The organism is Streptomyces cyaneus, assembly GCF_004028635.1.
Classification (GTDB): Bacteria; Actinomycetota; Actinomycetes; order Streptomycetales; family Streptomycetaceae; genus Streptomyces; species Streptomyces cyaneus.
Map to the genome: position 1 here is coordinate 1 of NZ_RQJW01000012.1, position 23,397 is coordinate 23,397.

Annotated in this window: 13 protein-coding genes; 7 read left to right on the forward strand and 6 right to left on the reverse strand. The window is 71.6% G+C overall.

The window, feature by feature from the left end:
* Positions 1-521: 521 nt before the first annotated feature.
* A complete protein-coding gene (locus EHO50_RS35365; RefSeq protein WP_128435341.1) occupies positions 522-1,070 on the reverse strand; it encodes a MarR family winged helix-turn-helix transcriptional regulator in 549 nt (182 codons plus the stop codon).
* Between the two features lie 121 nt (positions 1,071-1,191).
* Between EHO50_RS35365 and EHO50_RS35370 the strand changes: the two genes are divergently transcribed.
* Positions 1,192-2,472 carry an MFS transporter gene (locus EHO50_RS35370; protein ID WP_128435576.1) on the forward strand — a complete coding sequence of 427 codons (1,281 nt, stop codon included), beginning with the start codon at positions 1,192-1,194 and terminating at the stop codon, positions 2,470-2,472.
* 297 nt (positions 2,473-2,769) lie between these two features.
* Here EHO50_RS35370 and EHO50_RS35380 read toward each other — a convergent pair whose 3' ends face one another.
* Together EHO50_RS35380 and EHO50_RS35385 are read right to left on the reverse strand one after the other, a co-directional pair.
* Complete coding sequence (locus tag EHO50_RS35380) at positions 2,770-4,440, reverse strand: ATP-binding SpoIIE family protein phosphatase (protein WP_128435343.1); 1,671 nt, start codon at positions 4,438-4,440, stop codon at positions 2,770-2,772.
* Positions 4,441-4,640: 200 nt separating this feature from the next.
* The gene (locus EHO50_RS35385; RefSeq protein ID WP_128435344.1) at positions 4,641-6,020 is read right to left on the reverse strand and encodes an NAD(P)/FAD-dependent oxidoreductase; all 1,380 of its coding nucleotides are present in this window, start codon (positions 6,018-6,020) and stop codon (positions 4,641-4,643) included.
* Between the two features lie 385 nt (positions 6,021-6,405).
* On the opposite strand from EHO50_RS35385, the gene EHO50_RS35390 reads away from it, so the two are divergent.
* Together EHO50_RS35390 and EHO50_RS35395 are read left to right on the forward strand one after the other, a co-directional pair.
* Positions 6,406-7,188 carry a TetR/AcrR family transcriptional regulator gene (locus EHO50_RS35390; RefSeq protein WP_128435345.1) on the forward strand — a complete coding sequence of 261 codons (783 nt, stop codon included), beginning with the start codon at positions 6,406-6,408 and terminating at the stop codon, positions 7,186-7,188.
* A 377-nt stretch (positions 7,189-7,565) separates the two neighbouring features.
* Positions 7,566-9,560 (forward strand): sigma-70 family RNA polymerase sigma factor, encoded by a 1,995-nt coding sequence (locus EHO50_RS35395; protein WP_128435346.1) that lies wholly within the window; start codon positions 7,566-7,568, stop codon positions 9,558-9,560.
* Here EHO50_RS35395 and EHO50_RS35400 read toward each other — a convergent pair.
* Both EHO50_RS35400 and EHO50_RS35410 read right to left on the reverse strand, forming a co-directional pair.
* Positions 9,547-13,005: an AfsR/SARP family transcriptional regulator gene (locus EHO50_RS35400; protein WP_181449749.1), complete on the reverse strand. Its 3,459-nt coding sequence runs from the start codon at positions 13,003-13,005 to the stop codon at positions 9,547-9,549. The two genes, EHO50_RS35395 and EHO50_RS35400, sit on opposite strands and share 14 nt — an antisense overlap.
* A gap of 505 nt (positions 13,006-13,510) precedes the next feature.
* Positions 13,511-15,607: an asparagine synthase-related protein gene (locus EHO50_RS35410; RefSeq protein ID WP_128435348.1), complete on the reverse strand. Its 2,097-nt coding sequence runs from the start codon at positions 15,605-15,607 to the stop codon at positions 13,511-13,513.
* 757 nt (positions 15,608-16,364) lie between these two features.
* On the opposite strand from EHO50_RS35410, the gene EHO50_RS35415 reads away from it, so the two are divergent.
* From EHO50_RS35415 to EHO50_RS35435, 4 genes are all read left to right on the forward strand, one after another.
* Entirely contained in the window at positions 16,365-17,789 is a 1,425-nt protein-coding gene (locus EHO50_RS35415) for an NsdA family TPR-like regulatory protein (RefSeq protein ID WP_128435349.1), read from the forward strand.
* 163 nt (positions 17,790-17,952) lie between these two features.
* A complete protein-coding gene (gene lhgO, locus EHO50_RS35420; RefSeq protein WP_128435350.1) occupies positions 17,953-19,173 on the forward strand; it encodes an L-2-hydroxyglutarate oxidase in 1,221 nt (406 codons plus the stop codon).
* A gap of 450 nt (positions 19,174-19,623) precedes the next feature.
* Positions 19,624-20,469 carry a tRNA (guanosine(46)-N7)-methyltransferase TrmB gene (gene trmB, locus EHO50_RS35430; RefSeq protein ID WP_425472341.1) on the forward strand — a complete coding sequence of 282 codons (846 nt, stop codon included), beginning with the start codon at positions 19,624-19,626 and terminating at the stop codon, positions 20,467-20,469.
* A gap of 174 nt (positions 20,470-20,643) precedes the next feature.
* Positions 20,644-21,993 carry a PrsW family intramembrane metalloprotease gene (locus EHO50_RS35435; RefSeq protein ID WP_128435351.1) on the forward strand — a complete coding sequence of 450 codons (1,350 nt, stop codon included), beginning with the start codon at positions 20,644-20,646 and terminating at the stop codon, positions 21,991-21,993.
* Between the two features lie 431 nt (positions 21,994-22,424).
* Here EHO50_RS35435 and EHO50_RS35440 read toward each other — a convergent pair whose 3' ends face one another.
* On the reverse strand, positions 22,425-23,372 hold the full coding sequence (locus EHO50_RS35440) for an aldo/keto reductase (protein ID WP_128435352.1): 948 nt from the start codon (positions 23,370-23,372) through the stop codon (positions 22,425-22,427).
* Positions 23,373-23,397 lie beyond the last annotated feature (25 nt).

Genomic DNA, 23,397 nt, shown 5'->3' on the forward strand with positions numbered 1-23,397 from the left:
CATATCTGGCGTTGATTTTTGGCACGCTGTTGAGTTCTCAAGGAACGGACGCTTCCTTTGTACTCACCCTCTCGGGCTTTCCTCCGGGCGCTTCCCTTCGGTCTTGCGTTTCCGACTCTATCAGATCCTTTTCCGATCCGATTTCCTCGGTGCTTTCCAGGTTTCCGCTCTCGCGTTTCCCTTTCGGGCGGTTCCGACTCTATCAGATCCTTTCGGGCCTGATCCCCAGTCAGCGGGGCTTGTCTTCGCGGCTGTTGGGCCGTTCCGACGTCTCAAACCTTAGCGGATCCTCTCGGCAGTTCCTAATCGAGCTGCCGAACCCAAATCGAATTGAATTCGGGCACGCCGAATTCAATCCCGCTGGGAGGTCGTACTGGTGGTTTGAGTTGCCGCTGTCGCGGCGGAAGGTGCTGTCGCAGAACCGTTACGGCTCCGTGGCAACCCGAAGAACTCTACGGATCGGGCAGAGGGCTGTCAAGCGTTCCCTGTCAAGATCTTTTGCCGTGGACCGCGGCCAGGCGTCAGTCCAGGTCGCTGAGGCGTCCGCTGGCGTCCGGCTGGGCGTCTTCCACCCTGCGGAGCAGGCGGGTGAGGACCTCACCGAGGGTGGTGCGTTCATCCGCGGACAGGTCCTGGAGGAGGTCCTCCTCGAAGACAGAGGCCAGGCGCATGGCCTCGAGCCACTTTTCGCGGCCTTCCCCGGTCAGCTCCACGATCACGCGGACGCGGTTGGACTCGTCGCGCTCCCGGGTGACCAGACCCTCGGCGACCATGCGGTCGATTCGGTGGGTCATGGCGGCCGGGGTGAGGCCGAGGCGCTTGGCGAGGTCGCTGGGGCCCATTCGGTAGGGGGCGCCGGAGAGGACGAGGGCCTTGAGGACCTCCCAATCGGCGCTGCTGATGCCGAGGGCGGCGGTCTGGCGGCCGTAGGCGACGTTCATGCGGCGGTTCAGGCGGGACAGCGCCGCGACGATCTTCTCGACCTGGGGGTCGAGGCCCTGGAACTCGCGCTGGTAGGCGGCGATCTGTTCTTCGAGTGTCGGCTCGCTGACGCCGTGGGTGTCGCCCATGGGCCGAGTATCGCATGGGCTTGCTTGGCGTTGAAGTCCTTCACTGTGTACTGTTTAGCTTCGAAGTTTAGCTTTTAAGTCTTCAGGTCTACATACGAGAGAGGTGAACGTGACCAGGGCGATGGGCGCAGCGATGCGCCGGATCCACGTGGGCAACGCACTCAGCGCGTTCGGGCTCGGTTTCACCGTCCCCTACCTGTACGTCTATGTGGCGCAGGTGCGGGGGCTGGGTTCCATGACGGCGGCGCTCGTGCTCGCCGTCTTCGCCGTGGCCGCGCTGGTCGTGCTGCCGTTCGCCGGGCGGGCGATCGTCCGGCGTGGCCCGCTGCCGGTGCTGCTCGCCGCTCTGGTCACTGCCGCGCTCGGGGCGCTGAGCCTGGGGCTCGCGGGGAGTGCGGCGGCCGTACTGCTGTCGGCGGCCGCGCTCGGGGCGGGGCAGGCCGTGATGCAGCCGGCGCTCGCGACGATGATCGTGGACTGCTCCTCTGCGGAGACTCGGTCGCGGGCGTTCGCGATGCAGTTCTTTCTGCAGAACCTGGGGCTGGGGGTCGGCGGGCTGATCGGTGGGCACCTCGTCGACGCGACGAGTGTCTCGTCCTTCACCCTGCTGTTCGCCATCGAGGCGGCCATGTTCCTGCTGCTCGTCGTGGTGATGTCGACGGTGCGGATGCCGCGGGCGCCGCGGATCGAGGGGGCGCCGGGGGCTGGGGCGGCGAAGGGGAGCTGGAAGCAGTTGCTCCAGAACCGGGCGATGGTGCAGCTGTGTGTGCTGGGGTTTGTTCTGTTCTTCGCTTGCTATGGGCAGTTCGAGTCGGGGCTCAGTGCGTACGGGGTCGAGGCGGCCGGGGTTTCCACGTCGGCGCTGGGGACGGCGTTGGCGGCGAACACCGCGATGATCGTGGTGGCTCAGTTCGCCGTGTTGAAGCTCGTCGAGCGGCGGAGGCGGTCTCGGGTGATCGCGGCTGTGGGGCTGATCTGGGCCGTGGCTTGGGTTGCGGCGGGGTATGCGGGGCTGGGGCACGGGAGTCAGGAGATGGCTACGGCTGCCTTCATCTCGACGTATGCGCTGTTCGGGCTGGGTGAGGCGATGTTGTCTCCTACGGTTGCGCCGCTGGTGGCGGACTTGGCTCCTGAGGGGATGGCTGGGCAGTACAACTCTGCGTTTGCCCTGGTGAAGCAGCTTGCGTTGGCGGTTGGGCCGGCGGTGGGTGGGCCTATGGGGGCGTCGCTGCATGGGGCGTATGTCGTGACGTTTCTGGTGTTCTCGCTGGGGATCACGTGTCTCGCGGTGCGGCTGGGGCGTCGGCTCAGTGCCGTGCAGGATCAGCCGTGGTTGGTGAGGAGTCGGGTGGTGGCGCAGGGGGCTGCGGCGGGTGCGGGGCAGGCTCGCGCGCACGCCTGAGTTTTCTCGCCCCCGCCGCCCCTACCCTTCCCGTCCTTGAAGGGGCTCCGCCCCTTCAACCCCGCCAGGGGGCTCCGCCCCCTGGACCCCCATCGGCCCTGAACGGGCCTCGTCCTCAAACGCCGGACGGGCTGAAATGCACGGACCGGCACCGGGAAGTAACCGCCGCCCCAGTGAGGCGGAGCCCCCGCGGGCGGGCTGAGTGCTGCGGGCCGGCGTCGAAAGGCGAAGCCTCCTACGGGTGGGTGGGGGCTTGGGATGGTGCGGCCTCGCCCTCAAACGCCGGTGGGTGGGGGGTCAGGGTCTTGGGGGGTCGGTGGGGGGCTTTGGTAGGACGAACTCGCACCACACTGCTTTCCCGCCTCCCGGGGTTCTTCGTGAGCCCCAGGCGGAGGCGACTGTGGCGACGATGGCGATGCCTCGGCCTGATTCGTCGCCTGGTTCGGCGCGGCGGCGGCGGGGGAGGTGGTCGTCGCCGTCCGTGACCTCGATGATCAGGCGGCGGTCGGTGCGGCGCAGGCGTAGGCGCATGGGTGGGGTGCCGTGTTGGAGGGAGTTGGCGACGAGTTCGCTGGCCGCCAGGACGCCGAGGTCGTGGAGCTCGGTCGGGAAGCGCCAGCTCGTGAGGACGCCGGAGGCGAAGGCACGCGCGCGGGGGGCCGCTTCGATGCCGCCGAGGAGTTCCAGGGCAGCGTTGCGGAAGAGGTCGCTGTCGGGGCCCGTGCGCGCCGGGTGCTGGAGGACCAGGACCGCTACGTCGTCGTCGTGGTCTGCTGTCACCCCTGCTGTGCGGACCAGGCGGTCGCAGATGACCTGGGGGGTTCCTGTCGCGCCGGCCAGGGCTCGTTCCAGGGAGGCGATTCCCTCGTCCAGGTCCTCGTCACGGCGTTCCACCAGGCCGTCGGTGTAGAGGACCGCCGTGGAGCCGGGGCCCAGGGCGATCGAGCCGGAGGTGTGCATCCAGCCGCCCGTGCCGAGGGGTGGGCCGGTCGGTTCGTCGGCGCGTTGGACCGCGCCGCTCTCGTCGCGGACCAGGATCGGGAGGTGGCCGGCGGAGGCGTACACCAGGCGGCCCTCGTTCGGGTCGTGGACGGCGTAGACGCAGGTGGCGATCTGGTTGGCGTCGATTTCCGTCGCCAGGCCGTCCAGTAGCTGCAACACCTCGTGCGGGGGGAGATCCAGGCGGGCGTATGCCCTCACCGCCGTACGGAGTTGGCCCATTACCGCTGCTGCTCGTACGCCTCTGCCCATGACGTCGCCGATCACCAGGGCCGTGCGGCCGCCGCCGAGGGTGATCACGTCGTACCAGTCGCCGCCGACGGCGGCCTCCGTGCCGCCGGGGTGGTAGGTGGCGGCGACGCGCAGGTCGTCGGGTTCTTCGAGCTCCTGGGGGAGGAGGGAGCGTTGGAGGGTGACGGCCGTTTCGCGTTGGCGGCGTTCGCTGGCGCGGAGGCGTTCGGCGGCTTCCGCGTGGTCGGTGACGTCCGTGGCGAAGACGAGGACGCCGCCGTCGCCCTCCGTCACGGGGGTGCAGGTGAAGGTGTAGGAGCGGCCGTCGGGGGCCTTGCGGGACTTCAGGGTGCGGGGCTTGCCGCTGCGCAGGACCTGGTCGAGGAGGGGGAGCAGGCCCAGTTCGGCCAGCTCGGGGAGGGCCTCGCGGGCCGGGTCGCCCGGGGGGCGAAGACCGAAGGCTGTCACGTAGGCGTCGTTGACGTAGGCCAGGCGGTGGTCGGGGCCGTGGACCAGGGCCACCAGGGCCGGGACTCGGTCCAGGACCTCACGGACCGGCAGTTCGTCCACTGCGGGGATCAGCGTGGCCTCGTCGGTGAGTTGTTCGGCGCGGGCCGCGGGGACGGCGCCCGGGCTCTCTCCCCGGCGGTCCTGGGTGACCGCCGCCGCGGGTTCGGTCCGCGCTGCCGCGCGGCGCTGCGTTCCGGGGAGCCGGGCGCTCCAGCGCGTGAAGTTCACGAATCCTTGCCTCGTGTCGTCGTCTTCTGCCGGCTCCGGACCCGGCCTGGGGTCTGAGGGGTGGCACCAGCACCCCGGGGTTGCAGCACTGTGGGGAGAGCCTCGCGGTCGGGATCGGTTCGGGGATCAGTCTGGCAGTGCGGCCGACCTGGCCGACACCCGTCAGACGCCTGCCTCGTCGGTGGAGTTCCTGGGTCCGGTCAGGACGACCCCTTCGGGTCGCCTTCCGGGTTGTGAGAAGGCTTTCCACCGGCCGCGAGTTCGAACTCCGCTCGGGGATGTTCGAGTGAACCGAGGGAGACGACCTCCCTCTTGAAGAGCCCCGACAGGGTCCATTCGGCCAGGACGCGGGCCTTGCGGTTGAAGGTGGGCACCCTGCTGAGGTGGTAGACGCGGTGCATGAACCAGGCAGGGTAGCCCTTCAGCTTGCGTCCGTAGACGTGGGCGACACCTTGGTGGAAACCGAGGGAGGCGACCGAACCCGCGTACTTGTGGGCGTACGTCTCCAGGGGTTCGCCGCGCAGGGCGTGGGCGATGTTGTCGCCGAGCACCTTCGCCTGGCGCACGGCGTGCTGGGCGTTGGGGGCGCATTCCTTGCCGGATTCGCCGGCGGCGACGTCGGGGACGGAGGCGGCGTCTCCCGCGGCCCACGCGTGCGTGGTGCCCTCGACGGTCAGTTCTGGAGTGCACTTCAGCCGACCGCGGTCATTAAGTGGCAGGTCGGTCGCGGCGAGGATCGGGTGGGGCTTGACGCCGGCCGTCCAGACGACCGTACGGGTCGGGAAGCGGGCGCCGTCGCTGAGGACGGCGACGCGGTCCACGCAGGATTCCAGGCGGGTGTGCAGGCGTACGTCGATGTTGCGGCGGCGCAGTTCGGTGACGGTGTAGCGGCCCATGTCCTCGCCGACCTCGGGCAGGATGCGGTCCGAGGCCTCGACGAGGATCCACTTCATGTCCTCGGGCCGGACGTTGTGGTAGTAGCGCGTGGCGTAGCGGGCCATGTCCTCGAGCTCGCCGAGCGCCTCGACGCCGGCGTAGCCGCCGCCGACGAAGACGAAGGTGAGGGCCGCGTCGCGGATCGCGGGGTCGCGGGTGGAGGAGGCGATGTCCATCTGCTCGATGACGTGGTTGCGCAGACCGATGGCCTCTTCGACGGTCTTGAAGCCGATGCCGTGGTCGGCGAGGCCGGGGATGGGCAGCGTGCGCGCGATGGAGCCGGGGGCGAGGACCAGTTCGTCGTAGGAGAGCTGTTCGCTGCCCGTGCCCTCCTCCTCGGAGGCCAGGGTGGAGAGGGTCGCGGTGCGGCTCGCGTGGTCGATGGCGGTGGCCTCGCCGATGATGATCCGGCACTGGGGCAGGACGCGGCGCAGCGGTACGACCACATGGCGCGGGGAGATGGAGCCCGCGGCCGCTTCGGGGAGAAATGGCTGATACGTCATGTACGGGTCGGGGGTGACGACCGTGATCTCGGCTTCGCCCCGCTCCAGTTCCTGTTTCAGCCTCTGCTGGAGGCGCAGGGCCGTGTACATCCCGACGTAGCCGCCGCCGACAACGAGAATGCGCGCACGTTCCTTCACCATCCCATGACGCACCCGACGCTTGCGTTTGTCCACAGGCTCGACCATTTGTGTGACCGGAGATCGACGGCGCCGCGATTTGGCCGAATTGCCGGAGTGCGGGGAAGTTTCGCAGGTCAACGGGTGTGCGCCGGGGGATCGCAGGGGGTGAAATCTGGACGTAAACGCCCCGTACTCCGATCGAGGGGCGCTCCGTGCGGAACCTGCCCCTTCTGAATTGACCCTCGCTCAACTATGTTCGTGTGTCGACGGGGTGTAGGGGGATGCGCTCTTCGGGTCCGCGAGTCACACAGGGCGGGCTCGTGGTCCGGGCTTGTTCCGCGACGCTCCGGCTTTGCAATGACGGGGAGTGTCTCCGGGGGGAGACGTCATTACCGGGGGATCGCTTATGCATGTTCAGGATTCTCGTTGGTCTTCCGCGTCCGCCATCGCATCGGGCGGCGGAGCGGTGGGCGGCACGATGAGCGCGGCTGCGGGCAACGGACGCGGGGACAGCTCGCGTACGACGCCGCTGCGCGTGGACGCACAGCGCAATCTGGAGCACGTGCTGCGTGCGGCGCGCGAGGTCTTCGGCGAGCTGGGGTACGGCGCGCCGATGGAGGATGTCGCGCGACGCGCGCGGGTCGGCGTCGGGACGGTGTACCGGCGCTTCCCGAGCAAGGACGTCCTGGTGCGGCGAATAGCCGAGGAGGAGACCTCCCGGCTGACCGACCAGGCGCGCGCGGCGCTCGGCCAGGAGGACGAGCCGTGGTCGGCGCTCTCGCGCTTCCTGCGCACGTCGGTGGCCTCGGGCGCCGGGCGGCTGCTGCCGCCGCAGGTGCTGCGGGTCGGCGTCGCCGAGGACGGCACCGTGCTCGAGGAGGCCCGGGTGCCGCAGCAGCGGACGCAGCCGGGCGCAGGTGAGCTGCGGCTGGTGCCGGAGCAGCCTGCGGCGGTGACGGTGGACGTGGTGGACGACGCCGGGGCGGCGGCACTGCTCGACGTGGTGGGCCAGCTCGTGGAGCGGGCACGCGCGGCGGGCGAGCTGCGGGCCGACGTGTCGGTGTCCGACGTCCTGCTGGTGATCGCGACGGCGGCGCCCTCGCTGCCGGATGCGGCGCAGCAGGCGGCGGCTTCGGCGCGGTTGCTGGACATCCTGCTGGAGGGGTTGCGGTCGCGGCCTCAGGCGTGAGCCGAAGGGACGGACGTTGCTTCGAAGGCGACCATGACTTCGAAGACGACCGCTTCGAAGACGACCATGGCTTCGAGGATGACCGCGTCTTCGCGGACGACCGTGACTTCGAAGGGGTGACCACGAGGCGGGGTGCTGCGCCGCCCTCGCCTCGAACTCCATCGCGGAACGTGCCGTACATTTCGGCCGTCGTCCTCAACTCCCGTGCAGCCAGCGCCGTTTGAGCCGCCCGTGTACGGGTGAGGCCTAGTACGGCGGTGCGGGAAGTGCCCACGGACGAGTGGATGGTCCGTACGGGTGGCTCCTGACCGAAAGCCAATATGGCACCCTGACCCGGTGTCCGGGACTGGTAGAGCTGGCGGCGGGGGCTTTCCGCGATGAGCGTTGACGGTCGGGACGAGTCACTCGGCGACGGTGACTCGTCGACTCCGCAGGTGCCGAGTCAGGGCGGACGGGCGGACCTGCCGTCGGACCTGCCGTCGGGCATGCCCGCGCAAGGCCGCGCTCCGGGGCGCGCGGAGGGCAGCGTCCCGGCTCAGCGCGACCGGCGCGAGGACAGCACGCTGCCGCCACCGCGCGAGCTGCCGCCGTCGGACGCCGACCTGATCGGGCGGATGCGCTCCGGCGACGACACCGCCTACGAGGAGCTGTACCGGCGCCACGCGGGGGCGGTGCGCCGGTACGCGCGCACCTGCTGCCGTGACGCCCACACCGCGGACGACCTCACGGCCGAGGTCTTCGCCCGCATGCTTCAAGCGGTACGCGGTGGCTCCGGACCCGAGCACGCCGTACGGGCGTATCTGCTCACCTCGATCCGGCGGGCCGCCGCGGACTGGACGAAGTCGGCGCGGCGGGAGCAGCTGGTCGACGACTTCGCGGTGTTCGCCGCGCAGTCGTCGCGTGTGTCCGAGGTCTCCGACGACGACACCGTGGATCTCGGCGCGGACGTGCGGGCGTTGCACGAGGCCGAGCAGTCCCTGGCCATGCGGGCCTTCCGGTCGCTGCCGGAGCGCTGGCAGGCGGTGCTGTGGCACACCGAGGTCGAGGACGAGTCGCCCAGCGAGGTGGCCACGCTCTTCGGGCTCGACGCCAACGGCACACGCGTGCTCGCCAGCCGCGCCCGCGAAGGGCTCAAGCAGGCCTACCTCCAGGCCCATGTCAGCGCCAGCCTCGTCGGCGACGAGGAGTGCGCCCGCTACGCCGACCGGCTCGGCGCCTACGCCCGCGGCAGCCTGCGCACCCGTGCCGAACGCGGACTGCGCAAGCACCTGGAGGAGTGCGCCAAGTGCCGGCTGGCCGCGGGCCAGATCAAGGAAGTCGCCAGCGGTATTCCCGCCGTGGTGCCGGTCGCGGTCATCGGCTGGTTCGGCGCCGCCGGGTACGCCAAGGCGGCCGGGCTCATCGCCGGCGGTGCCGGGGCGGGTGCGGCCGGTGCGGCGGGGGCTGCCGCTGCGGCGGGCGGCAGTTCGTCGAGCAGTGCCGGTGCCGCGGGTGGGGCCGGGGCTGCGGGCGGCAGTTCGTCCGGCGGGGCCGGCACCGGGGGCGGCGCGGCCGCTTCCGAGGGGCTGGGCGCGCCGTTGAAGGCCGGTATCGCGGCCGGGGTGGTCGCCGTGGGCGTGGCGGCGGCGATCGTGCTTGCGATGGCCGGCACCGACAAACCGGCCGACAAGACGGACGCCAAGCAGCCCCCCGTTCCCTCCCCCATCGTCGAGGAGACGCCGACGCCCGAGCCGTCGAAGAAGGATCCGGCCCCGGAGCCGCCGGCCCTCGAGCCACCGGCGATCGTCCCGGCCGCGCAGCCGAAGCCCGCCCCGAGACCGACACCCACGCCTTCACGCACGCCCAGCCCGAAGCCCACGCCCTCCCCGACGCCGACTCCGCCGCCCACACCTACCCCGACGCCCACACCCACGCCGCCTCCGCCGCCTCCGCCCGCCCCGGCCGTCTACCAGTGGAGCGAGCTGTCGTACAACCTGACCGGCGACGGCACCGAGCCCGAGATGCGGCTCGGCGAGAGCAGCTGGGTGTGGCAGCGGTACGGCGTGTCGATCGCCGACAAGCAGTACGCGCACGGCGTCACCGTGCACGGCCGGTCCTCCGTCACCATCGACCTCAACCGGGAGTGCTCCGCCTACGACGCGATGGTCGGCGTCGACGACACGAACCTGGGGCTCGGCGAGTTCTCCTTCTCGGTCTACGGCGACGGCGTCCGGCTGTGGCGGTCGGGAGTGCTCAAGGGCGGGGACGCGGCGGTGCCGGTGCATGTGAACCTCGCCGGGCGCGAGACCGTACGGCTGGTGGTCGAGCCGCACGGCACCTTCGACACCCTGCTGCTGGCGGACTGGGCGGAGTCGAAGTTCAGCTGCGTGTAGGGCGGCACAGGTCGCGCACGGCCTCGGCGAGGTCGCGCAGGACGTCGTCCCGCGTCAGGGCGGTGCCTCGGGTGTGCTCGTCGGTGAACCGCTCGGCGCCCAGTGCGGTACGGGCGGTGGCCTCGGCGCGCTCGGCGTACGCACGCTCCGGCAGGGGGCGTGGATGGCCGCGGCGCCAGTGCTCCGAGGCGGCGAGCAGGCGGATCGCGCGCGGGTGGTCGCCGAGGCGGGTCAGCAGATCCGCCGCGGCGTCCACGACGGCCGCAGTGATCACGTCGGCGCACCGGTTCGCCACGGCCGCACGCAGTGTGTCGGCCAGCAGAGGCAGTCCCTGCTCCGGGCCCGACTCGGCCGTCACGACCAGGGCGTCGGTCGCGTCCAGCATCGCGATGAACTGGGGTGGTGGGGTGCCCCGGGCGCTCTCCGCGCGAGCCGCCTCGCACAGCTCACGCGCGCGTGCCGTGTCCTTGTCGTCCAGCGCGATCTGGGCCCGCATCAGCAGGACGAACGCCCGTGGGTCCGCCACGCTGTAGCGGTCGGACGCGGCGCTCGCCTCGTCCAGCGCGGTCAGCGCGGCCTCACGGTCGCCCGAGCGATAGGCGATCTCGGCGAGCCGGGCGACGAGGAACGGGGTCTCGGCGTACGCGCCCACCTCGTAGGCGAGGCGCAGCGCCTCCTCGAACTCGCCCTTGGCCTCCTCGAAGCGGCTGCGCGACATGGCCGTCTCGCCGGCCGCGCTGCACACCTGGGCCCGCATCCAGCGGTCGCCGACGCGGCGGCTGAGGATCCGCAGCTCCGCGAGGTCGTCGTCGATGCCCTCCAGGCTGCCGGGCGAGTCGACGACCATGTGCGTACGGAACATCAGCGAGACGCCGATCTCCCAGTCGCCGCCGTGGGCACGGCAGTTGGCGACGGCGAAGTCCATGGTTGCCTGGATGTCCTGCGAACTGCTCAGGAGGAAGTCGATCAGCGGCCAGGCGAGACCCGGCATCCGGGCTGCCTGTGGGCCTCCCTTCGCGAAGAAGTCCCGCACCCGGATCCAGTAGCGCTGCATCCGCTCGTCCAGCTGCGCGTCGATGGGATCGGTCTCGGACTTGAGGAAGAGGTGCAGGAACCGGAGGTTCATCCGCGGGATGTACAGCGGATGGTGGTTCTCCTCTTCCGGGGCGGCGAGGAAGGCGTCGATCGGGTCGAGGGAGGCAGCCGTGGAGGTGAGGGAGCTGGCCCTGGAGGTGAGGGAGGCGGCCGTGGAGGTGAGGGAGGTCACCGGCGATTCGTCGCCGAGGTCGTCCAAGGCCACCGCCAGTCGCAGGGTCCGGTCGATCCAGGCTGCGCCCTCGTGGCGGTAGTTGCGCAGCCACCAGAACCAGCCCATGGCGAGGGCGATGGCCGTGGCATCCCGTTCGTCGCCCGCTGTGAGCGCGTGGTCGAGGGCCGCGCGGATGTTGTCCAGCTCCGTCTCCAGGCGGGAGATCCACGGGAGTTGGTCGGCGGAACGCAGCCGGGGTTCGGCCTCCTCGACGAGCGCGCGCACCCACGCGCGGTGCCGGTGCTCGGCCGCGAGACGCAGCTCGGGAACCTCGGCGGCGCGCTCGACGGCGTACTCGTGGATGGTCTCCAGCAGGCGGTACCGCATGCCGTGGGAGCCGTCCCGCTCGCACGGGGTAGCCACGATCAGGGACTTGTCGACCAGCGCGCCCATGAGGTCCGCGACCGGGCCGGTGCACACGGACTCCGCCGCCGCGAGGTCCCAGCCGCCCGCGAAAACGGACACCTCGCGCAGCACCGTGCGCTCCCGCTCGTCGAGCAGTTCCCAGGACCAGTCGACGACGGCGCGCAGGGTCTGCTGGCGGGGCAGGACCGTACGGCTTCCGGAGGTGAGGAGGCGGAAGCGGTCGTCGAGGCGGTCGGCGATCTGCCGGGGAGTGAGCAGCCGTAGCCGGGCCGCCGCCAGCTCGATGGCGAGCGGCAGGCCGTCGAGGCGGCGGCAGATCTCCGCGACGGCCTCCTGGTCGCGCTCGTCGCGCCCGTCGCGCAGGGCGGCGTCGGCGTCGGGGCGGACGGCCGCCGCGCGCTCCGCGAAGAGGCGGTGCGCCTGGTCGGGGAGCAGGGGCTCGACCGGGCGCACCAACTCGCCGGGGACGCCGAGGGGTTCACGGCTGGTGGCGAGGATCGTGAGCCCGGGGCAGCGGGTGAGCAGGGTTTCGGTGAGGGTGGCGGCCGCGTCGATGACATGTTCGCAGTTGTCAAGGATCAGGAGTCGGCTGCGCGGGGCGCAGTACTCGATCAGCAGGGCGACCGGGTCGTCCTGCGGGGCCGTCAGCTCGTTGGTCATGAGCACGGTCTCGCGCAGACCGAGGGCGTTGACCACCGCGCCCGGCACCGCCTCCGGTCGGTCGAGCGGGGCGAGCTCGACCAGCCATGCCTGCGGGAGCCCGGCGGCGGCTTCCTCGGCGAGACGGGTCTTTCCAGAGCCGCCCGGTCCGGTGAGCGTGACCAGTCGGGCCCTGTGCAATTCGGAACGGATGGCGTCGAGTTCGAGTTCCCGGCCCACGAAAGAGGTGAGGCGGGGGCGGAGGTTGCCGGTGCGGTTGGGAGGTTGGGGGGCTTGGGGGTGGTGGGGGGCTTGGGGGTGGAGCCGCGGTGTCGGTTGCGGCTCGGATTGTGGTTGCGGTTGCGGTTGTGGTTGGGGTTGGGGTTGGGGTTCCGTCTTGGAGGGTGCTGGTGTCAGTAGCTCGGTGTGCAGAGCGCGGAGTTCGGGGCCGGGGTCGGTGCCCAGGCCGTCGGCGAGGGCTCGGCGGGCGGTTTCGTAGGCGGTGAGGGCGTCGGCGGGGCGGCCCGTGTCGCGCAGGGCGCGGATGAGGAGGGCGTGCAGCGGTTCGTCGTACGGGTGCGCTGCGGTCAGTTCCCTCAGTTCCGGTACGGCGTCCTGGGCGCGGCCGAGTCGCAGATCCGCCTCTATGCGGGCCCGGGTCGCCTCCACGCGCAGGGCCTCCGGGCGGGTCGCGGCGGCGGTGCGGTCGGGGAGGTCGGCCAGGGCGGGGCCGCGCCAAAGAGCCAGGGCGGTGGCGAGGTCTTGGGCGGCGGTGGCGGGGTCGCCGCGGTCGAGGGCGGAGGTGCCCTGGCGTACGAGGCGTTCGAAGACGTAGAGGTCGACGTCGTCCTTCGTCGCGGTGAGTCGGTAGCCGCCGGGGGCGGAGGTGATGGCGTCCTTGCCGAGGGTGCGGCGCAGGCGGCCGATCAGGGCCTGGAGGGCGGCGGGGGCGTCCTGGGGCGGGGGGCCGTCGTCGGACCAGACTTCGTCGATGAGGGTGTCGGGGGTGGTGAGGCGGCCGGGGCGCAGGGCGAGGGCCGTGAGCAGGGCGCGGAGGCGGGGGCCGCCGACGGGTATGGCGGTGCCCTGGTCGTCCTGCGCCTGGGTGATGCCCAGGATTCTGTACTGCACCGGGTCATTGTCGCGGGGGTGGCTGTGGGTGGCACGGGTTTTGTCGGTCGGGAGGGTCGGGGCCGCCGGGGGGTGGGGCAGGGGATTCTCGCCCCCGCCGCCCCTACCCGTCCCGTCCTTGAAGGGGCTCCGCCCCTTCGACCCCGCCAGGGGGCTCCGCCCCCTGGACCCCCATCGGCCCTGAACGGGCCTCGTCCTCAAACGCCGGACGGGCTGAAATGCACGGACCGGCACCAGGAAGTGACCGCCGCCCCAGTGAGGCAGAGCCCCCCGCGGGTGGGAGGGGGATCGGGATGGCCGTGCTCGTCCTCAAACGCCGGACAGGCTGAAATACCTGGACCGGCACCTGGAAGTGACCGTCGGCGCCACGAGGCAGAGCCCCCCGCGGGTGGGCGGGGAATCGGGATGGCCGTGCTCGTCCTCGAACGCCAGACAGGTTGGATGATGCCAGCCGACACCGGGAAGCGACCGTCGGCACCATGAGGCGAGAGGGATCGTCGGCCTCCTACACCCGCCGTGCCGCCCCCGCCCCCAGCGCCCCCCGCTGCGGTGTGATCCCCGCCGGGACCGCTCGCTGTCGGGCCGGGGTGCCTGTCCAGCAGGTGCCTCGGCGGGAGAGTAGGCGGCGTAGCCAGAGTTCCAGGGAGACCAGGTCGGCCAGGCCGTCCAGGGGGAGGGGTTCGCCTTCGGCTGCTGCTCGGAGGGCCTTGCGGACCACGCGGGCCTCTACCAAGCCCGCTTGGGCGAGGAGAGGGGTGCCGAAGAGGGCCATCAGGGAGTCTGCGGCCACCCTCAGGCCCGTTCGGGCCGCCACCGCCGCCGACGCGTGCGACGGGGCGCCCCAGCCGGGTGGGAGGTCGGCGACTCCGGCGCCCTCCAGGACCGTACGGAGGATCGCGGCGCGGGCGCCGGGCTGGACGCGCAGGGCTTCGGGGAGGGCTCGGCAGGCGCGGACGACCTGGTTGTCGAGGAACGGGGTGTGCAGGCGTTGGGAACGGATCTCGGCGGCTTGTTCCAGGACGCGGATGTCCGCGGCGTGGCGGGCCAGGGCCGCACGCGCGCGGTAGTCGCCCGGGCGCTGGCCGGGGCCTACGCCGTTGCGGCTCGTCGCCGCTTGTAGGCGAACCGATACTTCAGCCAGCGCCTCGCCGGTCAGCCAACGGGCCGCCGGGCCCGGTCTGGCCCAGGTGAGCGCGGCGAGCGACGCCCCTACGGCACCTCCGGGTTCGTCGAAGCGGCGGTGGAGGAGGCGGTCCGCCAGGGATTCCAGGCCCGTTCGGTAGGGGGTGCGGGACAGTTTGCGTGCCGCGCCGTACACACGCGCGGGGACCAGCACGGAGCCGTCCGCCTTGGCCAGTGCCGCGACCGGGCGGACCAGGTGGCGGCGTTTGCGGTCCATCAGGAGGTCCGCCAGGCGGGCCGGGTGGGCGTCGAGGACCTGGCGGGCGCCGTAACCCGTGAAGTGGTCCGCGCTGCCGGACGCCAAGCGCGCGCGGTGCCTCGCAGCCGTCACCAGGCTCGGGCCCGGCTCGTCCGTCAACGGGCCGTCCAGATCGGCGTACGGCAGTGTCTCCTCGGCGCCGGTGACCACGACGTGGTGCAGGCGGGGGTTGGCCGCCAGGGTGCCCGCTCGTTCCAGCTCCGCCTCGCGGCCGCCGACCGCCAAGTCGTTGAACGTCACCGCCAGCAGCCGCTCCCCCGCGCCCGTACCGTGGCCCAGCACCGTGCCCGGCATTCCCGGCAGGCCGGCGGCCAGCAGGGCCAGCGTGCCCGACGCGGGGCCCCCGGACAGGTCCGCCCCGATGCCCGGAACCGGCATCCCCCGCGCGGCACGCCGTTCGGCGGGGCCCATCCCGGGCACCGGGCCGGGGTCTATGTCGGCGCCCGGGACATGGCGAGGTGCGGACAGACGCGCGCGTACCGCCTCCACCAGGGCGTCGCGTACGGCGTCCACCGCGCTGTCCGGGTCGGCCGTGGGCGCCGCCACCGCCAGCGAGGCGACCGGCTCGTACCCGGCGATCTCGCGTGCCCCGGCGCGCAGGATCAGCGCATGCCCCGGTGGAATGCGGCGTACGCCGTCGTACGGGGTGGAGTCGTGCAGGGCCGCCGGTACGTCGGGGGCGGCGAGCAGGGCGGCGAGATGGCCGAAGTCGAGGTTGGCCTCGATGAGGTCGGCGAGCGGGAGCGCGGCCGTCGCATAGGCCGTACCGCCCGCCCAGGGGGTGTAGAACACCGGCCGTGCGCCTGCCAGATCGCCGCACACCGTGACCCTGCGGCCGACCTGGACGACGGCCGTGTAGCTGCCGGACCACGCCGTCAGATGCCGAAGTGCCCCTCCGCGCGCGGCGAACAGGCCGACCCGCAATTGCTCGTCGCTCGCTCCGCACGTGCCGAGGACCGCGATGCGGGTCTGCTCGTCGGCCTTCACCACGCGGACCTCGTCCGGGCGCCAGTCGCCGACCGCCCACAGCGGATCCGGGTCACCCCACAGGAGTTGGGACCCCACCGGGTGCACGGTCTCGCCGTCGCTTCCGGTTGCCCCCGCGGAGCCGATCGCGGCGGCCACCGCGGCGGTGCTGCTCCATCCCACCAACCACCGCATCGACGCCTCCACAGGCTGTGGACAACCAGTGCACCGTACGAACCGGGCACCATGCTGCCATGAAGGGCGCGCGGTGGAGGGGCGGTGGAGCCGCTCGAGATCCCGGAACAGCGCCTCTGAGGGCGCCCCGGGTCGACACGGACGCGACCCAGGCGTGGTCGCCTCGCCGCCCGAACTCCCCGACAGGACAAGGGGATCGAGACGAGCGGGAGAAGGGGATCGCACCACAGCTGCGACGCGAATGCGCCCCCGATACGCTCCCCAAAAACGCCCTCTGCGCCCTCAAGTTCCGTGGTGAGAGCGGTAATTACCCGAAGGGGGCAGGGTCGATTTTCGGCCAAATCGGCGTCGTAGGGACAGGCTCGCGCACACTCCGTGCAAGTCCTGCGCACTACTCGCCGTGCTCGGCCTGCGCGCAGTCCGGGGAACGGAGTACGCCCCCCGGACCGTTCCGCCGCCCGCGGGGATGTAGGCGGCGGAATCCCCCAGCCCACTGGATCCAGTACAGCGGGCCGACCCACGCAGGAGCCATGGAACCGCTCCCCCGATGGCTGGAGAAGAGCGCACGGACGGGCGCACAGCCACACAGCGGGAGCACGTCACAACTGTGCGTAGGGGGTGCGCACTTGAGTGCGGACCACAATCCCGCCATCCGGAAGAATGCCCCTTAACGCTTGGGATGCGGCGAACTACGCTGGGTTTACGAATGCCGCGTGGTTATGCCAGCGCGGCAGCCGTCTGTGTCGAGGGGTGGCGCATGTCCAGGGAGCAACGCGGGCCGAACGAAAAACTCGGCACCGTTCTCGCCCTCGCGGGAATCAGCAACGCAGGACTCGCCCGACGCGTCAACGATCTTGGCGCTCAGCGGGGCCTGACTCTTCGCTACGACAAGACGTCGGTGGCGCGCTGGGTGTCGAAAGGCATGGTGCCGCAGGGTGCCGCGCCGCACCTCATCGCCGCCGCGATCGGCCAGAAGCTGGGCCGCCCGGTGCCGCTCCACGAGATCGGCCTGGCGGACGCGGACCCCGCACCCGAAGTGGGCCTCGCCTTCCCCCGGGACGTCGGACAGGCGGTGAAGTCGGCGACGGAGCTGTACCGTCTCGACCTCGCCGGTCGGCGCGCCGGCTCCGGCGGCATCTGGCAGTCGCTGGCCGGTTCGTTCGCAGTCAGCGCATACGCAACGCCTGCCTCACGGTGGCTGATAACCCCGGCCGACAGTTCGGTCGCGCGCGAGGTGAACTCCGCCGAGGGGTCCGGCGCACCGCTCAAAGTCGGCCACAGCGATGTACAGAAGCTGCGGGAGGCCGCCGAGGACGCCAGGCGCTGGGACTCCAAGTACGGAGGCGGCGACTGGCGTTCGTCCATGGTGCCGGAGTGCTTGCGGGTGGAAGCGGCGCCGCTGCTGCTCGGCGCGTACTCCGACGAGGTGGGGCGGGCGCTGTTCGGAGCCTCCGCCGAGCTCACGCGTCTCGCCGGGTGGATGGCCTTCGACACCGGGCAGCAGGAGGCCGCACAGCGGTACTACATCCAGGCGCTGCGACTCGCGCGCGCGGCCGCCGACGTCCCCCTCGGGGGGTACGTGCTGGCGTCGATGTCGCTCCAGGCGACCTACCGGGGCTTCGGCGACGAGGGCGTCGACCTCGCCCAGGCCGCCCTGGAACGCAACCGGGGGCTCGCCACGGCCCGCACCATGAGCTTCTTCCGGCTCGTCGAGGCACGCGCGCACGCACGCGCGGGTGACGCCCAGGCGGCCGGCGCGGCGCTGAAGGCGGCGGAGGGGTGGCTGGAGCGGTCCCGGGAGGGGGACAACGATCCGTCCTGGCTCGGGTTCTACTCCTACGACCGGTTCGCCGCGGACGCCGCGGAGTGCTACCGGGATCTGAAGGCGCCGCGGCAGGTGCGGCGGTTCACGGAGCAGGCGCTGTCGAAGCCGACGGAGGAGTTCGTACGGTCGCACGGGCTGCGGCTCGTCGTCTCGGCGGTGGCCGAGCTCGAGTCGGGCAATCTCGATGCGGCGTGTGAGCAGGGGGTGCGGGCGGTGGAGGTCGCGGGGCGCATATCGTCGGCTCGCACGACCGAGTATGTGAAGGATCTTCTTCATCGGCTGGAGCCGTATGGGGATGAGCCTCGGGTGGTGGAGTTGCGGGAGAGGGCTCGGCCGCTTCTCATGGCTCCGGCCTAGGAGTGGTTTCCTGAGCATCTGCCTGGTTTCTGTCGTCGCGAGGCTGCGGGTCGTCGTGGGTTGCTCGCGCAGTTCCCCGCGCCCCTGTCGGGGCGCGGCAGTCCCCGGGGTTTGATTGCACTGTCAGTGGCGCAGTGCACTATCGAAGCCGGAGGTGGTGCGGGTGGCGCGGCAGGGTCCGTCGGGTGGTTACGACTGTGATGTGCTCGTGATCGGTGGTGGGATCGTCGGGCTGGCCACGGCGTATGCGATCACGCGTGCCGCGCCGGGGACGCGGGTGACCGTGCTGGAGAAGGAGCCCGGGCCCGCCCGGCATCAGACGGGGCGCAACAGCGGGGTCATCCACAGCGGGATCTACTACCGGCCGGGCTCGCTGAAGGCGCAGTACGCGGTGCGGGGCGCCGCCGAGATGGTCAAGTTCTGCGCGGAGTACGGCATCGCGCATGCCGTCACCGGCAAGCTGATCGTCGCGACCGAGCGGGAGGAGCTGCCGCGGCTGCACGCCCTGGTGCAGCGCGGGCGGGAGAACGGCATTCCGGTACGGGAGCTGGGCGCCTCGCAGATCGCGGAGTACGAGCCCGAGGTGCGGGGGCTCGCCGCGATACACGTCGGGACGACGGGCGTGTGCGACTTCGTCGGGGTCGCCCGGCAGCTCGCCGAGGGGTCCGGGGCGGAGATCCGGTACGGCGCCGAGGTCGAGCGCGTCGACCGGCGGGCCGAGCTGGGGGTCGCCGTACGGACCACGCGCGGGGACGTGGTGCGGGGGCGGGTGCTGGTGAACTGCGCCGGGCTGTACTGCGACGAGGTGGCCCGGCTGACCGGGGACGAGCCGGAGGTGCGGATCGTGCCGTTCCGGGGGGAGTACTACTCGCTGGCTCGGCCCGAGCTGGTGCGGGGGCTGGTGTATCCGGTGCCGGATCCGGCGTTCCCCTTCCTCGGAGTGCATCTCACGCGCGGGATCGACGGGGATGTGCACATCGGGCCCAACGCGGTACCGGCACTGGCCCGGGAGGGGTACCGGTGGGGCGTCGTACGGCCGCGGGAGGTCGCGGCGACGGTGGCGTGGCCCGGGGTGTGGCGGATGGCGCGGCGGCACTGGCGGTACGGGGCCGGGGAGCTGCGGCGGTCGGTGTCCAAGGCGGCGTTCGGCGTGGCGGTGCGCCGGCTGTTGCCGGCGGTGACGGCGGACGATCTGGTGCCCGCGGCCGCCGGGGTGCGGGCGCAGGCGGTGCTGCGGGACGGGACGCTGGTGGACGACTTCCTGATCCGGGAGGGGCCGCGGGCCGTACATGTGCTGAACGCCCCGAGCCCTGCGGCTACGGCTTCGCTGCCGATCGGGCGGGAGGTGGCCCGTAGGGCGCTGGCGGTGCTGGGGGAGGCTTGAGCGGACGGTTGACGGTGGCCAGGGAGGCTTGAGCAGCCGGTCGAGGGGCTTGGGGCGGCTTGAGCGGTCGCTCGACGAGGCTGGGAGGGCTTGAGCGGCCGGGTTGGCGGGGCTCCGCACGGCTTCAACGGCCGGGGTGGCGGGGCCCGGGACGGCTTGAACGGCCGGGGTGGCCGGGCCCGGGACGGCTTGAACGGCCGGGGTGGCCGGGCCCGGGACGGCTTGAACGGCCGGGTTGGCCGGGCCCGGGACGGCTTGAACGGCCGGGTTGGCCGGGCCCGGGACGGCTTGAACGGCCGGGTTGGCGGGGTTCGGTCGACTTGAGTAATCGGTCGGCAGTGGTCGGGCAGTCATGAGCGGCCGGTCGGTCGACGGTGGTCGGGAAGCCGCTTGAGCGGTCGACTGGGGCGAGGAGGTCGGCCGTGGAGAGCACGTAAAATCGACCTCACTGTGTCTGACTCCCTCAACGCCCCCGAAGTCCCCCAGCCCGGCATCTCCGGCATCTCCGGCGAGGACCACCCCGGCCACATCCCCGGTGTCTCGGTTCGGCACACCCGGGCCAAGGGTGAGCCCCGGTTCCCGGACGGGCCCAGGGCGGACCCCGCCGGGTCGCACTTCGAGCGGCGGATCCGGAGTTTCCAGCCGCGGCGGAGCCGGGTGACCGCGGGGCAGGCGGACGCGTTGCAGCGGCTGTGGCCCAAGTGGGGGCTCGACATCGACGGGCAGCGCGTCGTGGACTTCGCCGAGCTCTTCGGGAACGGCAATCCCGTCGTGCTGGAGATCGGCTTCGGGATGGGAGAGGCCACCGCCCAGATGGCCGCCGCCGACCCCGGCACCAACATCCTCGCCGTCGACGTCCACACCCCCGGGCAGGGAAATCTGCTCAATCTCGCCGCCCAGAACGGACTGTCCAACATCCGGGTCGGCAACGGGGACGCCATCATCCTGCTGCGCGAGATGCTCACACCCGACTCGCTCGACGGGCTGCGCGTCTACTTCCCCGACCCCTGGCCCAAGAAGCGGCACCACAAGCGGCGGCTCATCCAGCCCGAGTTCCTCAGCCTCGCCGCGACCCGGCTGAAGCCCGGCGCCCTCGTGCACTGTGCCACCGACTGGGAGCCGTACGCCGAACAGATGCTCGAAGTGCTGAGCGCGCACCCCGACTTCGAGAACACCCGAGCCGACGGCGGTTTCGCGCCACGTCCCGAGTTCCGGCCGCTGACTCGTTTCGAGGGGCAGGGACTGGACAAGGGTCATGTGGTGAACGACCTGCTCTTCCGCCGCGTACAGCCGTAGGAGCAGCGGGAAGACCGTCCGGCAGACGGCCGGATGGGAAGCGACATCCGGCGGACGGCCGGACGAACAGCACCGACAAGAGCATCTACAGCAGCACCGACACCAACCCCCCACCGGCGCCAGAGCCCCTCGCGCTGCTGCGGGCGGCGCCTCTGCCTCGTTAGGGTCAATGCCGTGGCCACCTGTCCCCCGTACCCGACGCCCCCCACCGGTCCCACCGGCGGCGCACTGCGGCACGCGCACTGGTGGCAGAAGCGGTGGGTGCGTTACGGCGCGCTCAGCACTCTGCTCGCGCTCTCCGGGCTGGTCATCCTCGCCCTGGTACGTGAGCAGACCGGCACCGAAGGGTTCCTGGTCGGGCTCGGGCTCGCGATCCTGCCGGTGCCGCTGCTCGTCGCCTCCTTCCGGTGGCTGGACCGGGTCGAACCGGGCCCCTGGCGCAATCTGCTGTTCTCCTTCGCCTGGGGCGCGTGCGCGGCGGCGCTGATAGCGATCGTCGCGAACAGCTTCGCGACCAGATGGATAGCGACCGCGACCGCCGACCCGTCGCACGCGGACACCCTGGGCGCGACGGTGATAGCGCCCATCGTGGAGGAGACGGCGAAGGCCGCCGCCGTCCTGCTCGTCTTCCTCTTCCGCCGGCGGGACTTCACGGGGATGGTCGACGGCGTGGTGATAGCGGGGGTCACCGCCACCGGCTTCGCCTTCACCGAGAACATCCTCTACCTCGGCACCGCTTTCGGTACCGACCAGCTCTCCGGCGACAGCGGCATCGCCTCCGTCACGGCGGCGACCTTCTTCGTCCGCGTGATCATGTCGCCCTTCGCGCACCCGCTCTTCACGGTCCTCACCGGCATCGGCTTCGGCATCGCCGCGCTGTCGGGCGAGCGGCAGCATGTGCGCCGCGTTCTCCTCCCGCTCTCCGGGCTGCTGCTCGCCATGGGCATGCACGCCCTGTGGAACGGCTCGTCGGCCTTCGGCGAGTTCGGGTTCTTCGCCGTGTACGCGGCCATCATGGTGCCCGCGTTCGGGCTGCTGACCTGGTTGGTGATCTGGACCCGGCAGCGCGAGCTGAGGACGGTGCGCGAGGAGCTGCCCGCCTATGTCGTCGCCGGGTGGCTGACTCCGGGCGAGCCCTTCGTGCTCGGCTCGATGCGGGCGCGGCGGATGGGGCGGCAGTACGCGCGGCGTCGCGGGGGGCGCGCTGCGGGGCGGGCTGTGGCGCAGTACGAGGCGTACGCCACGTCGTTGGCCTTCCTGCGGCACCGGGGGCGCCGGGGGCGGGCCGGGGCCGACTTCGTCGTACGGGAACGGGAGTTGCTGCATGAGCTGTGGCGGCGGCGGGAGCTTGCGCGGCCGGCGCTTGAGCATGCGGGGGCTGCGCAGGCTTGGGCGGTGTACGGGTATGGGGCGCCGGTGCCGGTTTACTGGCAGCCGTATGGGCAGGTGAACGGGCACATGTACGGGGTGCCGCGGTATGGGGCGGCGGCGCCGTATCCCGCGTACAACCCGTATCGGACGTGATCGTCTTGGTTGCGGAGTGGTTTTCTCGCCCCCGCCGCCCCTACCCGTCCCATCCTTGAAGGGGCTCCGCCCCTTCGACCCCGCCAGGGGGCTCCGCCCCCTGGACCCCCATCGGCCTGAACGGCCTCGTCCTCAAACGCCGGACGGGCTGAAATGCACGGACCGGCACCTGGAAGTGACCGCCGCCGCAGTGAGGCAGAGCCCCCCGCGGGTGGGCGGGGGATCGGGATGGCAGAACTCGTCCTCAAACGCCGGACAGGCTGAAATACCTGGACCGGCACCTGGAAGTGACCGTCGGCGCCACGAGGCAGAGCCCCCCGCGGGTGGGCGGGGGATCGGAATGGCCGTGCTCGTCCTCGAACGCCGGACGGGCTGGATGGTGCCGGCCGGCGCCGCGAGGCAAAGCCCCCCGCGGGTGGGCGGGGGAGAACTCAGGCCGATGCCTCCGTCAGCCTCGTCAGCTCCTGCTCCGTCAGGGTCAGCTCCGCCACGCCCAGCAGTGCCGGCAACTGCTCGAGTGTGCGGGCCGAGGCGATCGGGGCCGCTACCGTCGGCTGGGCTGCGAGCCAGGCCAGGGCCACCGTGGCCGGCGGGGTCCCGTGGGCCTGGGCGACCTCGTCGAGCGTGGTCAGGACCCGGCGTCCGCGCTCCGTCTCCAGGTACCGGCCGGCGCCCTGGGCGCGCGGGCTGTCCACCGTCGTACTGGCGCGGTACTTGCCCGTGAGGAAGCCGGAGGCGAGGGCGTAGTACGGGACCGCTGCCAGGCCTTCCCGCTCGGCGAGGTTCTGGAGGTCGCCCTCGTAGGTGTCGCGGGAGACCAGGTTGTAGTGGGGCTGGAGGGCGACGTACCGGGCGAGGCCCTCGCGGTCGGAGAAGGCGAGGGAGGCCGCAAGGCGCTCCGGCGAGATGTTGGACGCGGCGATGTGCCGGACCTTGCCCGCCTTCACCAGCTCGTCCAGTGCGCCGATGATCTCCTCGACCGGCACTTCGGGCTTGTCGAAGTGGGTGTAGTAGAGGTCGATGTGGTCGGTGCCGAGGCGGCGCAGCGAGGCATCGGCGGCCGCCTTGATGTTGGCCGCGGTCAGGCCCTGGAAGTCGGGGTGCTGGCTGACCTTCGTGGCGATCACGACGTCGTCCCGGTTGCCGCGCGCCTTGACCCACTTGCCGATGATGGTCTCGGACTCGCCGCCCACGTTGCCCTCGACCCACGCCGAGTACGAGTCGGCCGTGTCGATGAAGTTGCCGCCCGCGGCCGTGTAGGCGTCCAGGACGGCGAAGGACTGGGTCTCGTCCGCCGTCCAGCCGAAGACGTTGCCGCCGAGGGAGAGCGGGAAGACCTCGAGGTCGGAGGAGCCGAGCTTGCGAAGGGAAGCAGTCATGCTCGACATCAACGCCCTTGACGGA

Excerpts from the sequence above, each read along its gene's own strand:
- EHO50_RS35390 (WP_128435345.1), top strand. The coding sequence starts at position 6,406 with ATGCATGTTCAGGATTCTCGTTGGTCTTCCGCGTCCGCCATCGCATCG.
- EHO50_RS35415 (WP_128435349.1), top strand. The coding sequence starts at position 16,365 with ATGTCCAGGGAGCAACGCGGGCCGAACGAAAAACTCGGCACCGTTCTC.
- EHO50_RS35365 (WP_128435341.1), bottom strand. The coding sequence starts at position 1,070 with ATGGGCGACACCCACGGCGTCAGCGAGCCGACACTCGAAGAACAGATC.
- EHO50_RS35385 (WP_128435344.1), bottom strand. The coding sequence starts at position 6,020 with ATGGTGAAGGAACGTGCGCGCATTCTCGTTGTCGGCGGCGGCTACGTC.
- EHO50_RS35410 (WP_128435348.1), bottom strand. The coding sequence starts at position 15,607 with ATGCGGTGGTTGGTGGGATGGAGCAGCACCGCCGCGGTGGCCGCCGCG.
- EHO50_RS35370 (WP_128435576.1), top strand. The coding sequence starts at position 1,192 with ATGGGCGCAGCGATGCGCCGGATCCACGTGGGCAACGCACTCAGCGCG.
- EHO50_RS35440 (WP_128435352.1), bottom strand. The coding sequence starts at position 23,372 with ATGACTGCTTCCCTTCGCAAGCTCGGCTCCTCCGACCTCGAGGTCTTC.
- EHO50_RS35395 (WP_128435346.1), top strand. The coding sequence starts at position 7,566 with ATGAGCGTTGACGGTCGGGACGAGTCACTCGGCGACGGTGACTCGTCG.